The sequence below is a fragment of the Streptomyces hiroshimensis genome (genome assembly GCF_014650335.1).
GTDB classification, from domain to species: Bacteria; Actinomycetota; Actinomycetes; order Streptomycetales; family Streptomycetaceae; genus Streptomyces; species Streptomyces hiroshimensis.
On the sequence record NZ_BMUT01000001.1, the window covers coordinates 26,164 to 39,445 of the forward strand.

The 13,282-nt window shown below is 71.9% G+C and carries 14 protein-coding genes; 5 read left to right on the forward strand and 9 right to left on the reverse strand.

Features of this window, described 5'->3' with window-relative positions; translation table 11 throughout:
- The first annotated feature begins 2 nt into the window (after positions 1–2).
- The 3 genes from IE241_RS00095 to recX all read left to right on the forward strand — a co-directional run bounded on the left by IE241_RS00095 (position 3) and on the right by recX (position 3,087).
- Positions 3–1,154, forward strand: coding sequence for an AI-2E family transporter (locus IE241_RS00095; protein ID WP_373300570.1), 1,152 nt, complete (start codon positions 3–5; stop codon positions 1,152–1,154).
- A 175-nt stretch (positions 1,155–1,329) separates the two neighbouring features.
- Complete coding sequence (gene recA / locus IE241_RS00100; protein WP_190019473.1) at positions 1,330–2,454, forward strand: recombinase RecA; 1,125 nt, start codon at positions 1,330–1,332, stop codon at positions 2,452–2,454.
- Positions 2,455–2,457: 3 nt separating this feature from the next.
- Positions 2,458–3,087, forward strand: coding sequence for a recombination regulator RecX (gene recX, locus IE241_RS00105; RefSeq protein ID WP_190019474.1), 630 nt, complete (start codon positions 2,458–2,460; stop codon positions 3,085–3,087).
- A 65-nt stretch (positions 3,088–3,152) separates the two neighbouring features.
- Here recX and IE241_RS00110 read toward each other — a convergent pair whose 3' ends face one another.
- The 8 genes from IE241_RS00110 to IE241_RS00140 all read right to left on the reverse strand — a co-directional run bounded on the left by IE241_RS00110 (position 3,153) and on the right by IE241_RS00140 (position 9,677).
- Complete coding sequence (locus IE241_RS00110; RefSeq protein WP_190019475.1) at positions 3,153–3,536, reverse strand: rhodanese-like domain-containing protein; 384 nt, start codon at positions 3,534–3,536, stop codon at positions 3,153–3,155.
- Positions 3,533–4,087: a cupin domain-containing protein gene (locus IE241_RS00115; protein WP_229898648.1), complete on the reverse strand. Its 555-nt coding sequence runs from the start codon at positions 4,085–4,087 to the stop codon at positions 3,533–3,535. Before IE241_RS00115 ends, IE241_RS00110 begins: the two co-directional genes overlap by 4 nt.
- A gap of 84 nt (positions 4,088–4,171) precedes the next feature.
- Positions 4,172–4,258: a putative leader peptide gene (locus IE241_RS34865; RefSeq protein ID WP_356287137.1), complete on the reverse strand. Its 87-nt coding sequence runs from the start codon at positions 4,256–4,258 to the stop codon at positions 4,172–4,174.
- Positions 4,259–4,290: 32 nt separating this feature from the next.
- Positions 4,291–6,045: an FAD-dependent monooxygenase gene (locus IE241_RS00120; protein ID WP_190019476.1), complete on the reverse strand. Its 1,755-nt coding sequence runs from the start codon at positions 6,043–6,045 to the stop codon at positions 4,291–4,293.
- A gap of 234 nt (positions 6,046–6,279) precedes the next feature.
- Positions 6,280–7,188, reverse strand: a complete 909-nt coding sequence (locus IE241_RS00125; RefSeq protein WP_190019477.1) for an amino acid ABC transporter permease — start codon at positions 7,186–7,188, stop codon at positions 6,280–6,282.
- Positions 7,185–7,835, reverse strand: a complete 651-nt coding sequence (locus IE241_RS00130) for an amino acid ABC transporter permease (protein WP_190019478.1) — start codon at positions 7,833–7,835, stop codon at positions 7,185–7,187. The genes IE241_RS00125 and IE241_RS00130 overlap by 4 nt, the downstream gene beginning before the upstream one ends.
- Before the next feature lie 40 nt (positions 7,836–7,875).
- The gene (locus IE241_RS00135; RefSeq protein ID WP_190019479.1) at positions 7,876–8,799 is read right to left on the reverse strand and encodes a glutamate ABC transporter substrate-binding protein; all 924 of its coding nucleotides are present in this window, start codon (positions 8,797–8,799) and stop codon (positions 7,876–7,878) included.
- Positions 8,800–8,900: 101 nt separating this feature from the next.
- On the reverse strand, positions 8,901–9,677 hold the full coding sequence (locus IE241_RS00140; RefSeq protein WP_190019480.1) for an amino acid ABC transporter ATP-binding protein: 777 nt from the start codon (positions 9,675–9,677) through the stop codon (positions 8,901–8,903).
- 269 nt (positions 9,678–9,946) lie between these two features.
- On the opposite strand from IE241_RS00140, the gene IE241_RS00145 reads away from it, so the two are divergent.
- Together IE241_RS00145 and IE241_RS00150 are read left to right on the forward strand one after the other, a co-directional pair.
- Positions 9,947–10,654: a response regulator transcription factor gene (locus IE241_RS00145; RefSeq protein ID WP_190019481.1), complete on the forward strand. Its 708-nt coding sequence runs from the start codon at positions 9,947–9,949 to the stop codon at positions 10,652–10,654.
- A 15-nt stretch (positions 10,655–10,669) separates the two neighbouring features.
- Positions 10,670–12,109: a sensor histidine kinase gene (locus tag IE241_RS00150; protein ID WP_190019482.1), complete on the forward strand. Its 1,440-nt coding sequence runs from the start codon at positions 10,670–10,672 to the stop codon at positions 12,107–12,109.
- A gap of 37 nt (positions 12,110–12,146) precedes the next feature.
- Here the strand turns inward: IE241_RS00150 and IE241_RS00155 are convergent, their stop codons facing one another.
- Positions 12,147–13,145: a TAXI family TRAP transporter solute-binding subunit gene (locus IE241_RS00155; RefSeq protein WP_190019483.1), complete on the reverse strand. Its 999-nt coding sequence runs from the start codon at positions 13,143–13,145 to the stop codon at positions 12,147–12,149.
- Positions 13,146–13,282 lie beyond the last annotated feature (137 nt).

Below are 13,282 nucleotides of genomic sequence, written 5' to 3' on the forward strand. Positions count from 1 at the left end.
CGATAGGCCACACTTGCGGCGTGGCAGACGACCCCGTTCCGGAACCCACCCCACCGCCTCCGCCCGATCCGTCCGGCACCGACACCGGCCCCGCCATGCCGCGCTGGCTTCCCCGCGCGATGGTGACCGCGCTCGCTCTGCTCGCCTGCTTCATGCTGGCGGTCTGGGCGTTCCAGCAGCTCATCGGCCTGCTGCTCAACATCCTCATCGCCTTCTTCCTCGCCCTTGCCGTCGAGCCGGCCGTATCGCGCCTGTCCGCACGCGGCATGCGCCGCGGGCTCGCGACGGGCCTGGTCTTCCTCGCCGCCACCCTCGTCGTCGCAGGCTTCTTCGCCCTGCTCGGCTCGATGCTCGCCGACCAGATCATGACCATGGTGGAGAACTTCCCCTCCTACCTGGACTCGGTGATCAAGTGGGTCAACCGGGTGTTCCGGACGAGCCTGTCCCGCGTCGCGGTCCAGGAGAGCCTGCTGCACTCGGACTGGCTCCAGCGGTACGTCAAGAGCAGCGCCAGCGGCGTCCTGGACATCTCGGCCACCGTCCTGGGCGGGCTGTTCCAGCTGCTGACCGTGCTGCTCTTCTCGTTCTACTTCGCGGCCGACGGGCCCCGGCTGCGCCGTGCCCTGTGCTCCGTGCTGCCGCCCCGCCGGCAGGCCGAGGTGCTGCGCGCCTGGGAGCTCGCCGTCGCCAAGACGGGCGGCTACATCTACTCGCGCGCCCTGATGGCGCTGATCTCCGGCATCGCCCATTACGTGCTGCTGGTGATCCTCGGGGTGCCCTACGCCCCGGCCCTCGCGATCTGGGTGGGCTTCGTCTCCCAGTTCATCCCGACGATCGGCACCTACCTCGCGGGCGCCCTGCCCGTGCTGCTCGCCTTCACGGTGAACCCCTGGTACGCGGTCTGGGTGCTCGGCTTCGTCGTGGTCTACCAGCAGTTCGAGAACTACGTGCTGCAGCCGCGCATCACCTCGCGGACCGTCGACATCCACCCCGCCGTCGCCTTCGGGTCGGTGGTGGCGGGCGCAGCGCTGCTCGGGGCCGTGGGAGCGCTGGTGGCCATCCCGGCGACGGCGACGCTGCAGGCTTTCCTCGGCGCGTACGTGAGGCGGTACGAGGTCACGGACGCCGCGCCGGGCCCGGAGTGGCGCGCTTGACAGTAAAATCGAACATCCATTCTTATGGGGTTCCCCGGCGCTGTGGAGCCGGGTCGCGGACCCTCCCGAGGGGCGGGTTATCCACAGGCCGGAGCGACGCCCGGGCGCATTGTCAGTGGCAGGCGTTAGCGTCGTGGACGTGAAGCGATCGACTCAAGCAAACCGGGTGGAACCCATGGCAGGCACCGACCGCGAGAAGGCGCTGGACGCCGCGCTCGCACAGATTGAACGGCAATTCGGCAAGGGCGCCGTGATGCGCCTCGGAGAGCGGCCGAACGAGCCGATCGAGGTCATCCCCACCGGGTCGACCGCTCTCGACGTCGCCCTCGGCGTCGGCGGCCTCCCGCGCGGCCGCGTGGTGGAGGTGTACGGACCGGAATCCTCCGGTAAGACGACCCTGACGCTGCACGCCGTGGCCAATGCGCAGCGGGCCGGCGGCACGGTGGCCTTCGTGGACGCCGAGCACGCGCTGGACCCCGAGTACGCCAAGAAGCTCGGCGTCGACATCGACAACCTCATCCTCTCCCAGCCGGACAACGGCGAGCAGGCCCTCGAGATCGTCGACATGCTGGTCCGCTCCGGCGCGCTCGACCTGATCGTCATCGACTCCGTCGCGGCCCTGGTGCCGCGCGCGGAGATCGAGGGCGAGATGGGCGACTCGCACGTGGGTCTCCAGGCCCGGCTGATGAGCCAGGCGCTCCGGAAGATCACCAGCGCGCTCAACCAGTCCAAGACCACCGCGATCTTCATCAACCAGCTCCGCGAGAAGATCGGCGTGATGTTCGGCTCCCCCGAGACCACGACGGGTGGCCGGGCGCTGAAGTTCTACGCCTCGGTGCGCATCGACATCCGCCGCATCGAGACCCTGAAGGACGGCACGGAGGCCGTCGGCAACCGCACCCGCTGCAAGGTCGTCAAGAACAAGGTCGCGCCGCCCTTCAAGCAGGCCGAGTTCGACATCCTCTACGGCCAGGGCATCAGCCGCGAGGGCGGCCTGATCGACATGGGCGTGGAGCACGGCTTCATCCGCAAGGCCGGAGCCTGGTACACCTACGAGGGCGACCAGCTCGGCCAGGGCAAGGAGAACGCCCGCAACTTCCTCAAGGACAACCCCGACCTCGCCAACGAGATCGAGAAGAAGATCAAGGACAAGCTGGGCGTGGGCGTCAAGCCCGAGGCCGCCGAGGGCGAGCCCGGCGCGGATGCCGCGGGCGCCGCGGCCGCCGACCCGGCCAAGTCCGTGCCCGCCCCGGCGAAGTCCACGGCGAAGGCGGCCAAGGCCACGGCTGCCAAGAGCTGATCCATGACACGGCGATGGGAGCACCCCCGGCCGGGCGCCGGGGAAGACCTGCCGGGACCGGACGTGGACGACCGTACCGGCGGTGGCGCCTCCTCCCCGTCGAGGGCCGGGGACAGCGGGGCGCCGCCGCGGCCCGAGGAGCAGGCGCGGGCGATCTGCCTGCGCCTGCTCACCGGGAGCCCGCGCACCCGCAAACAGCTCGCGGACGCCCTGGCCAAGCGGGGAATCCCGGCCGAGGTCGCCGAGGAGGTCCTGTCCCGCTTCGAGGACGTGGGCCTGATCGACGACTCGGCGTTCGCAGGGGCCTGGGTCGAGTCCCGGCACCACGGCCGGGGTCTGGCCCGCCGGGCCCTGGCGCGCGAGCTGCGCACCAAGGGCGTGGACTCCGCCGTGATCGACGAGGCCGTGGGGCAGCTCGACGCCGAGCAGGAGGAGCGCACCGCCCGCGAGCTGGTCGAGCGCAAGCTCCGCGCCACCCGCGGTCTGGAGCGTGAGAAGCGGCTGCGCCGCCTCGCCGGGATGCTCGCCCGCAAGGGCTATTCCGAGGGCCTCGCCCTGCGCGTGGTGCGCCGCGCGCTGGAGGAGGAGGGCGAGGACCCCGAGCTGCTGGACCACTGCCTGCCGGACGTCTAGGCCCGGCAGGCGTGGCCGCCCGCCGGGCGCCGTCGTGCCGCCGTGGCGTCTATTGCGTCCCGCCGTTATTGCGTCCCGCCGTCCACCGGCAGGCCCGCCGCGCGCCAGGCCTGGAAACCGCCCGCCAGGTCCGTGGCGCGGTGCAGGCCCAGCAGGCGCAGGGAGGCTGCCGCCAGGCTGGAGGCGTAGCCCTCGTTACAGATCACGACCACTTTGAGGTCGTGCCCGGTCGCCTCGGCCGCGCGGTGCTCGCACTGCGGGTCGAGCCGCCATTCCAGTTCGTTGCGCTCCACCACCAGTGCCCCGGGGATGGTCCCGTCGCGCTCCCGCAGCGCCGCATAGCGGATGTCCACCAGCAGCCCGCCCTCGGCCCGGGCCGCCGCGGCCTCGGCCGGGCCGAGCCGGTCCAGGCCCTCCCGGGCGGCCGCCAGGAGCTCCTCGACCCTCACGCCCACTCCTCCGGCCACTCGACCTGCTCCAGCCGCAGCACCTGCCCGCTGCGGCTGTATCGCCTCATCAGCGGCAGCGGCGGATAGTACGCGTGCACGGACACCGCGTGCTGCTCCGCCGAGGCGTTGAACACCTGGTGGACGTGATGGGCGCCGAAGGCCCGGCCCTGCCCCTCGGAGAGCTGCCGCCGGCGGTCGATGCCGTCGGCCAGTTCCAGGCTCCTCCAGCCGTCGGTGGGCATCCGGGCCGCGAGGGAATGCTCGGTCAGCACACCGCCGGCGGTGGCGAACGCGCCGTGCGAGCCGCCGTGGTCGTGCCAGCCGGTGCCGGTGCCGGGCGGCCAGCCGATCAGCCAGGCCTCGCTGTCACCCGGCCCGTTCAGCCGCATCCAGGTGCGGCCCCGGGGGTCCAGCGGGAGGGAGGAGACCAGTTGTGCGTCGGCGGCCGCGCGGTGGGCGAAGGCGAGCAGGTCGGCCTCGGAGGGCGCGCCGGGGGAGCCGGGGGAGACCGTGGAGGAGCCGGGCACGGGCGTGGGCAGGGGAAGGAACACGGGAACCGTCCTGAGTGATCGCGAAGGAGCGCGCGGCGGCCGGCGCACAGAGCGCACAGGCAGGCTGCGCGGAGGGAATGCGGATCAGCAGGACGGACGACAGACGCAGCCCGCGTAGCGGACGAGGTCCAGATGGACCCTCCGCCAGAAGTGCGCGCCAGTGTCAGTCACGGTCCGTAGTCAACCATGGCGTTCGGTGCAGGTCAACGGTTGGCCGTGGCTTCGCTGGGGGCTTCCGACGGCGACTGTGCGCTCCCGGCGCCCGCGCCGTCCCCGGAGGCCGGGACCGCCGCGCTCGCCGCCGAGGCCCCGCCGGAGCCTGCCCGGCCCTCGTCCCCGGACCCCGCGCCACCGGCCGCCCCGCCCCGTACGGCATTCGCGCACGCGTACAGCTCCGCAGGGCGCACTCCCGCGAGCGCCGCCACCAGGTGCCCGTCCGGGCGCACCACCAGCACCGTATGGGCCGGTGCGCCGGGGTACTCGTCGGTGACCAGCAGCTCGGCGGGCACGGGCAGGGCGCTGACGGCGGCCGCCAGCTGCGGCATGAGCCCGGCGTCCGCCCAGTGCCGCCGCTCCCACACACCGCTGCCCGGTGCCGTCAGGACCACCAGGAGGTCGCCGCCCAGCCGGTCCCGCAGCGGTACGAGGGTGCCGTCCGGTGCGGTCACCGTCACGTTCTCCGCCTGGGCTCCGAGCGGGGTGTCCACTGTGACGGACCCGGCGGGCGGTGCGGCCGGCGCCAGGGGCGTACGGGTGTACAAGGGGGGCGTGCCGAGCTGCCCGCGCCCGAGGTGGCCGTCGGTGAGCAGCTCGTCGTGCCCGCGCAGGGCGCCCGGCACCAGCGTGCGGCGCACACTGCTCCACCCTCCCTCGCCGCGGACCGCCGGAAGCGCCCGGTCGGCGGCGCGGAGCCGGGCCCCGACCGCGCCGCGCCGCTCGGCCTGGTAGCTGTCGAGGAGGGTCTCCGAGGCGCCGTGGTGCCAGGCCAGAGCCAGCTTCCAGGCGAGGTTCCCGGCATCGCGCAGCCCCTCGTCGAGGCCCTGGGTGCCGAGCGCGCCCAGCAGGTGTGCGGCGTCCCCGGCGAGGAAGGCGCGGCCGGTGCGCATCCGGCGCGTGAGGCGGTGGTGCACGACGTGCACGCCGGTGTCCAGGAGCTCGTACGGCGGCACGTCGCCGCACCAGGTGGCCAGCGAGTCGCGCACCCGGGCCAGGAGGGCGTCGGGCGTGACGAGTTCACCGCCGGGCGGCAGCGGCCAGTCGAGCCGCCACACGCCGTCCGGCAGGGGACGGGCCGTCACCTCCCCGCCCCGTGCGGGCGACCGGTGCAGCACGGCTTCGCCGGGCCACGGAAGCTCGGCCCGGAGCGCGGCGACCGCGTACCGCTCGACGGCCGTGCGGCCCGGGAAGCGCGCGCCCAGCAGCTTGCGCACCGTCGACCGGGCGCCGTCGCATCCGACGAGGTAACTGCCCCGCCAGGCGGAGCCTTTGTCGCCGCGGAGGTGGGCGGAGACCCCGAAGGCGTCCTGCCGCAGGTTCTCCAGGCGGCCCCCGCGGACGATCCGCACCTTCTCCTCGGCGGCGAGCGCGGCCTTCAGCTCCCGGGTCAGCGCGTGCTGCGGCAGGTGCAGCGGCGACGGACCCGCCGCCTCCGCCCCCTCGGCCGCGCTGGCCTCCGCGGCTTCCCCGGGGGGCGTGAACGACAGCCGGCCGACCACCGCGCGGCGGCGCATGGTGCGCCAGCCCGTCCAGCGGGTGCCGTCCTGCGTGGCGCATCCCAGGCGCTCCAGCGCGGCGGCGGTGTCCGGGGCGAGCACGACCGTCCGGGCCAGGCGCTCCTCGTCCGGCGTGGGGCCCTCCGAGGCCTCGTCGAGGAGGACGACGCGCACCTCGTGGCGGGCGAGGCGGAGGGCGAGCATGAGGCCGACCGGGCCGGCTCCGACGACGATCACCGGGTCCACGGCACGGCTCCCCGGTGCGTGCTCCGGCCGAGATCCCTGCCCGGGGCTCCACGGTACGTACGGGGCGTACGGGACGTTCGGGATCCGACGGGGGGAACGCGGTGCTCGATCACAGAACGTATGCAACCCACTGCGGGTGCGTGCGTCAAGTGATCAGGGCGCTCGCCGCGGCGCGCCGCACGCGGCGCGCCCCGCCGACCGCCCGGGCCGACGGGGCGTCACCTGCGGGGTTGCTCAGCCGGAGTGGGATCCGTCTGCGCCGGAGGCGCCGTCCACGCCGGTCGTGGAGTCGGTCGTGACGGCGGCGCCGACCATCGCCATCGCGGGCGGGGCGCCCTTGCGCGAGCGCTGCGTGCGCCGTTCGACCCAGGTGGCCACCGAGGACAGCGCCAGGCAGAGCAGGATGTAGATCGAACCGAAGATGATCACCATCGGGATGAAGGCGTAGACGCCGTTCACGGGCTTGGTCTGCTCGGCGAAGGCCTTGCCCACGAAGAGCAGCTCCTCGTAGAGGATGATGAATCCGAGCGAGGTGTCCTTGAGGGTCACCACGAGCTGGCTGATGATCGACGGCAGCATCGTCCGTACGGCCTGCGGGATCAGGATGCTCGACATGACCTGCGTCTTGCGCAGCCCGAGCGCGTAGGCGGCCTCGCTCTGACCCCGGGGCACCGCGTTGATCCCGGACCGGAAGATCTCGGCCTGCACGGAGCCGTTGTAGAGCGTGAGCCCGATGACCAGCGCCCACATCGGATCGTTGGTGAAGACGCCCGCGAACAGCAGGAAGACCATGATCACCAGTGGCATGGAGCGGAAGAACTCCACCACCACCGTGGCCGCCCAGCGCACCGGACGGTGGTCGGACAGCCGGGCGGACGCCAGCACCGCGCCGAGCGAGAGCGAGAGCACCGCCGCGATCGCGAACGTCTTCAGGGTCGTCAGCAGGCCGTCGACGATCCGCTGGTGGGTGTCGCTGTACTCGTAGTCGTCCCACAGGCCGGCCTGGAACTGGCCGGTGTCGTCCAGCCTGTAGACGATGAAGGCGATCAGACCGAGGATCGCGACGGTGGACAGCGCCCCGTAGAGGCGGTTGCGGGCCCGCGCCCGGGGGCCGGGTGCGTCGTAGAGGACGTTCGCGCTCACCGGGCCACCGCCAGACGGTTCTCCAGCAGCCGGAACAGGCCGCTGATCGCAAGGGTGATGATGATGTAGCAGACCGCGATCCAGAGGAAGATCACGTAGATGTTGTAGCCGGTGTCGGCGTTGAGCGACTTCTGCACCGAGCCCAGCTGGGTCACGTTGAAGCCGGAGGCGATCGCCGTGTTCTTGGTGAGGGCGATCATCAGGCTGCCGATGGGCGGCACCGCGGTGCGGGTGGCCTGGGGCAGTACGACCTGGCTCAGCGTCTGGTTGAAGGTCATCCCGATCGAGCGGGCGGCCTCCGCCTGGCCCACCGGCACGGAGTTGATGCCGGAGCGGACGGCCTCGCAGATGAACGCGGAGGTGTAGCACCCGAGCGTCAGGACGGCGAGCCAGAAGGAGTCCCAGCCCTTGAGGCCGAGGGCGGGCAGGCCGAGGGTGACGGCGAGGAAGAGGAGCACCAGGGGGGTGTTGCGCAGCAGCGTCACCCAGGTGGTGCCGAATATGCGCAGGGCGGGCACCGGGGAGACCCGGAACGCCGCCATCAGTATGCCCAGCACCAGGGCCAGCAGCCCGCTGAGCCCCGTGAGCTCCACGGTGCCGAGGAATCCTTCGCGGAACTCCGCGAAGTGGTCCGACAGAACGTTCAAGGCAGCGCTCCCGGCTGATCAGTAGCGGATCCCGTGCGGATCAGTAGCGGTCGACCGAGGGCGGGTTCGGCGCGGCGACACCGGAGAGGCCGATGGTGGCGTCGTAGGCCTTCTTCCAGTCGCCGTTCTTCTCGTGCGCCTCGATGGCATCGTTGACGGCCGCGCGCAGCGCCTTGTCGTCCTTCTTCACACCCACCCCGTAGGGCTCCGTGGAGAACGGGTTGCCGACCACCTTCAGGGCGCCCTTGTTCTCCGCGGCGTAGCCCTTGAGGAGCGTGTCGTCGGTCGTCACGGCGTCGACCGTGCCGGACACGAGCTCCTGGACGCACAGCTGGTAGCCCTGCTGGGCCTTGACCTCGGCCACGCCGTACTTGGGATCCTTGATCCGCTTGAGCGGCGTGGAGCCGGTCACCGAGCAGACCTTCTTGCCCTTGAGGTCGTCCGGGCCCTTGATGCTGCTGTCGGACTTCACCAGCAGGTCCTGGCCGGCGACGTAGTACGGGCCGGCGAAGTCGACCTGCTTCTTGCGCTCGTCGTTGATCGTGTAGGTGCCGACGTAGAAGTCGACGCCGCCGCTCGCGATCTGCGTCTCGCGGCCCTCGGAGGGCACCGTCCTGAACTTGATGTGGGCCTCGTCGAAGCCGAGGTCGGCCGCGATCATCCGGGCGATCTCCACGTCGAAGCCGGAGCGCTTCTTGGACGTGGGGTTCTCGTAGCCCAGGCCGGGCTGGTCGGCCTTGGTGCCGATGGTGATCGTCTTGCCCTTGATCTTCTCGAAGACGGGCGAGCCCTTGACGTCGGCCGAGGTGTTCACCTTGTAGGTCGGCACCGCGGGCGCGGTCTTGCCGTCGCCGCCCTTGTCGGCCTTGTCGTCGTCCGGGCTGCCCGACTTGCCGCAGGCGGTGGCGGTCGCGGTGAGGGCCAGTGCCACGGCGGCGGCTGCGACGGTCTTGCGGAGCTTCATGGTGAACATCCTTTGCGTCTGCAGGTCTTGCGGAGCGGCTCGGGGGCAGCCGTGACGGAAGGGGGCCGAACAGGCCGTGCGGCGGTGGGGCGCCGGTGCGGTCAGTGGTGCAGGATCTTCGAGAGGAAGTCCTTCGCACGGTCACTGCGCGGGTTGCTGAAGAACTGGTCCGGCCGCGCCTCCTCGACGATGCGGCCGTCGGCCATGAAGACCACGCGGTTGGCGGCGGAGCGGGCGAAGCCCATCTCGTGGGTGACGACGACCATCGTCATGCCGTCCCGGGCGAGCTGCTGCATGACCTCCAGCACCTCGTTGATCATCTCCGGGTCCAGGGCCGACGTCGGCTCGTCGAACAGCATCACCTTCGGGTCCATGGCCAAGGCGCGGGCGATGGCCACGCGCTGCTGCTGACCGCCCGAGAGCTGCGCCGGGTACTTGTCGGCCTGGGCGCCGACGCCGACCCTGTCGAGGAGGGCGCGGGCCTTCTCCTCGGCCTTGCGGCGGTCCGTCCTGCGGACCTTGATCTGACCGAGCGTCACGTTCTCCAGCACGGTCTTGTGCGCGAAGAGGTTGAAGGACTGGAAGACCATGCCCACGTCGGCACGGAGTCTGGCCAGCTCCTTGCCCTCCTGCGGCAGCGGTCTGCCGTCGATGGTGATCGATCCGGAATCCGTGGTTTCCAGACGGTTGACGGTCCGGCACAGCGTCGACTTGCCGGACCCGGAAGGGCCGATCACGACGACGACCTCGCCGCGCGCGATCGTCAAGTCGATGTCCTGGAGGACATGCAGGGCGCCGAAGTGCTTGTTGACGCTTTTCAGGACGACCAGTGGGACCGCGGCGGCAGTGGCCTCGTCGGTCACCGATACTTCGCTCATCGGCGTTCCTCGCTCCATCCTCCTCGATTGGGAGGACCCTAATGAGCGGCATCGACCAGCGTCATTACATCTGAGCTGAAATTGAGCATAACGATCCGGCCGCAAAGGGACACTCTGCGTGAAGGGGGCGTGCGCCGTGCACGCCGGTCGCGCGGGCGTACCGGCTGGATAACGGAAGCTCCTTCACTCCCGGAACCCCCTTGACGGACCGGGCGTCCATCAGCGTGGATGCGGGGGTGTCCACGCTGCGGTCACAGGGAGGGGGCCGGATGAGACTGCTGCTGGTGGAGGACGACGACCACGTCGCGGCGGCCCTGGCGGCGGTACTGGCCCGGCACGGCTTCGACGTCACGCACGCCCGCAGCGGCGAGGAGGCGCTCCGCGCCCTGCTGCCCGACACGGGCGTGCCCTTCGCCGTCGTCCTGCTCGACCTCGGCCTGCCCGACCAGGACGGCTTCGAGGTCTGCGGCAAGATCCGCAAGCGCACCGGCATACCCGTCATCATGGTCACCGCCCGCGCCGACACCCGCTCCAAGATCCACGGCCTCAACCTCGGCGCCGACGACTACGTGGTCAAGCCCTACGACACCGGCGAGCTGCTCGCCCGCATCCACGCGGTCGCCCGCCGCAAGCCGCCCGCCGGCGGCGGCCCGGAGGAGGCGCAGGATCCCCCCGTGCCGCACTCGCTGCGGCTGGGCAGCCTCACCATCGAACTCCCCAACCGCGAGGTCTCCGTGGCCGGTACGGCCGTCCCGCTCACCCGTAAGGAGTTCGACCTGCTGGCCCTGCTCGCCCAGCGGCCCGGCGTCGTCTTCCGCCGCGAACAGATCATCAGCGAGGTGTGGCAGACCAGTTGGGAGGGGACCGGCCGCACCCTGGAGGTGCACATCGCCTCCCTGCGCGCCAAGCTGCGCATGCCCGCCCTCATCGAGACGGTCCGCGGGGTCGGCTACAAAATCGTCGTCCCGGCCCGGTGAGGGCCGGCCGAGCCTGTGCGCACCCGACTCCTCCCGCTCCTCATCGTCCTCCTCGCGGGCGTGCTGCTGGCCCTCGGGTTCCCCCTGGCCGCCAGCATCGCCGCGGCCGAGCAGCAGCGCGTGGTCGTCGATCGCATCGACGACACCGCCCGCTTCGCGGCCCTCGCCCAGTTCGTCACCACCCGGCCCTCCGACCAGGCGGCCGAGACCGACGAACGGTTCAACACCCTGCGCTCCGAACTCCTGCGCTACGAGGAGCTGTACGACATCAGGGTCGGCATCTTCTACCGCGACGGGGCGGCCATGGCGGTCGCCCCCAGGCGCTGGGAGGTGCCGGCCACCGGTGAGGGCCAGCGGGCCTTCCAGGAGGCCCTGGCGGGGCGCCGCAGCCACGATCCCGGGCAGGTCTGGCCGCTCCAGCACAGCCGCCTCGCCGTCGCCTCGCCCGTCATCCGCGACGGCGACGTCGTCGCGGTCGTCGTCACCGATTCCCCCACGGGGCAGCTGCGCTCGCGGATCCTGCACTCCTGGCTGCTGCTCGTGGCGGGCGAGACCGCCGCGATGCTCGTCGCCGTCGCCGCCGCGTTCCGCCTCACGGGGTGGGTGCTGCGGCCCGTACGGACCCTGGACGCCGCCACGCACGGCATCGCCACGGGGCGGCTGAACTCCCGTGTCGCAGCGGACAGCGGGCCGCCCGAACTGCGCCGCCTGGCCCGCTCCTTCAACGAGATGGCCGACAACGTGGAGACCGTCCTGGAGCAGCAGCGCGCCTTCGTCGCCGACGCCTCGCACCAGCTGCGCAACCCGCTCGCCGCCCTCCTGCTGCGCATCGACCTGCTCGCCCTGGACCTGCCCCCCGGCCACACGGAGGTGGCGTCCGTACGCGCCGAAGGCAAGCGCCTCGCGCGCGTGCTCGACGACCTCCTGGACCTCGCCCTCGCCGAGCACGCGGCCGCCGACCTCCAGCTGACCGACATAGCGGAGATCGTCACCGACCGGGTGGGAGCCTGGTCACCGGTCGCCGACCGCGAGCAGGTGGCGCTCACCTACAGCGGCCCGGCCGCGGTGACGGGCTGGGCCGATCCCGTCGCCCTCTCCAGCGCCCTCGACGCGGTGGTGGACAACGCGCTCAAGTTCACGCCCGGGGGCGCCCCGGTCCACGTCAGCGTCGAGGTCGAGGGCGACTGCGTCGGCATCACGGTCGCCGACGGCGGCCCCGGGCTGACGGACGAGGAGCTCACCCGCATCGGCGACCGCTTCTGGCGCAGCAACCGCCACCAGAACGTCTCCGGCTCCGGCCTGGGGCTGTCCATCTCCCGGGCCCTCCTCGCGGCGGGCGGCGCCACGCTCACGTACGCCCCCAACGAGCCGCGCGGCCTGCGGGCGGTGATCAAGGTGCCGCGGCACGGCGGGGCCGTGACCGGAGCCCCTCAGGGCCTGACCGGCAAGCAGTGACGCTTCTGAGGGCTTGACCGGCATACAGTGACGCCCTTCAGGGCTTGACCGACAGGTAGTAGCGGCGCGCCCCCGCGTGCAGCTGCAGAGGGTCGGTGAAGATCGCCGTACGGAGGTCCACCTTCTGCGCCGCGTGCACCTTCTGCCCTATGCGGTCCCTGCTGTGCATCACGGACCGGGTGACGCTCTCCGCCAGCTCCGGATCCGCGTGGTCCGTCGTGACGAGGAGGTTCGCGACCGCCAGGGTCTTCACCGCCTGCGTCGCCCGCAGCTCCGGATAGGCGTCCACGGGCATGACCGCCGCCCGGTAGTAGTGCGTCTGTGGTCCCTGCGCGTGCAGCGGCTCGATCAGGTCGCTCAGCTGCACCAGGCGGATGGACAGCCGCAGGCCGAGCGTCTGGACGGCGTTCGTGGGCAGCCCGCCGGACCAGAAGAACGCATCCAGCTGCCCTCGCTCCAGCAGCCCCGGCATCCGGTCGATGCCGACCCGCACCGGCGTGATGTCCTTGTCGAAGTCGAGGCCCGCCGCCTTCAGCAGCCTGCGCGTGATCAGCTGCACCCCGGAGTCGTCCGTCCCCACGCCCACCCGCAGGCCCCGCAGGTCCCGGGCGGACTGCACCCGGGAGGACTTCTCCACCACCAGCTGGATGTAGTCGTCGTACAGCCGGGCACAGGCGCGCAGCCCCTCCGCGCCCGGCTTCCCCTCGTCGCGGTAGGTGGCGACCGAGTCCGCGGTGGCCAGGGTGAAGTCCGCCTCGCCGGAGGTGAGCTGCCGCAGGTTGTCGATCGACCCCTGGCTGCGTCGCAGGCGCACGTCCAGGGACGGCATGTCGCGCCCCAGGTCCTCCTTGAGGAGGTCCCCGTACTTGGCGTACACGCCCGTCGGTACCCCGGTGGCGAACGACATCCGGCCGGCCGGTGACGTGTCGCCGTGCAGGGACACCAGCCACCACACCAGCAGGGCGAGCACGGCGGCGCCCGCCACGGCCGCACGGAGAGCGCGGCGGGCGCCGGGGCGCGGGGAACGGGGAAGCATGGGCGGATCCTGCCAGGCCCCGGCGGGCTGCGGGAGAGGAGCGGCGAAATGGGCCCGGCAGGCGGCGCGTCACGGGGCCGTGGACCGGCGGTCTCGAAGGATCGCAGCCCGGTCAGGACCGGCCGCCCCGGCAGTCC

Excerpts from the sequence above, each read along its gene's own strand:
- recA (WP_190019473.1), top strand. The coding sequence starts at position 1,330 with ATGGCAGGCACCGACCGCGAGAAGGCGCTGGACGCCGCGCTCGCACAG.
- recX (WP_190019474.1), top strand. The coding sequence starts at position 2,458 with ATGACACGGCGATGGGAGCACCCCCGGCCGGGCGCCGGGGAAGACCTG.
- IE241_RS00135 (WP_190019479.1), bottom strand. The coding sequence starts at position 8,799 with ATGAAGCTCCGCAAGACCGTCGCAGCCGCCGCCGTGGCACTGGCCCTC.
- IE241_RS00140 (WP_190019480.1), bottom strand. The coding sequence starts at position 9,677 with ATGAGCGAAGTATCGGTGACCGACGAGGCCACTGCCGCCGCGGTCCCA.
- IE241_RS00145 (WP_190019481.1), top strand. The coding sequence starts at position 9,947 with ATGAGACTGCTGCTGGTGGAGGACGACGACCACGTCGCGGCGGCCCTG.
- IE241_RS00155 (WP_190019483.1), bottom strand. The coding sequence starts at position 13,145 with ATGCTTCCCCGTTCCCCGCGCCCCGGCGCCCGCCGCGCTCTCCGTGCG.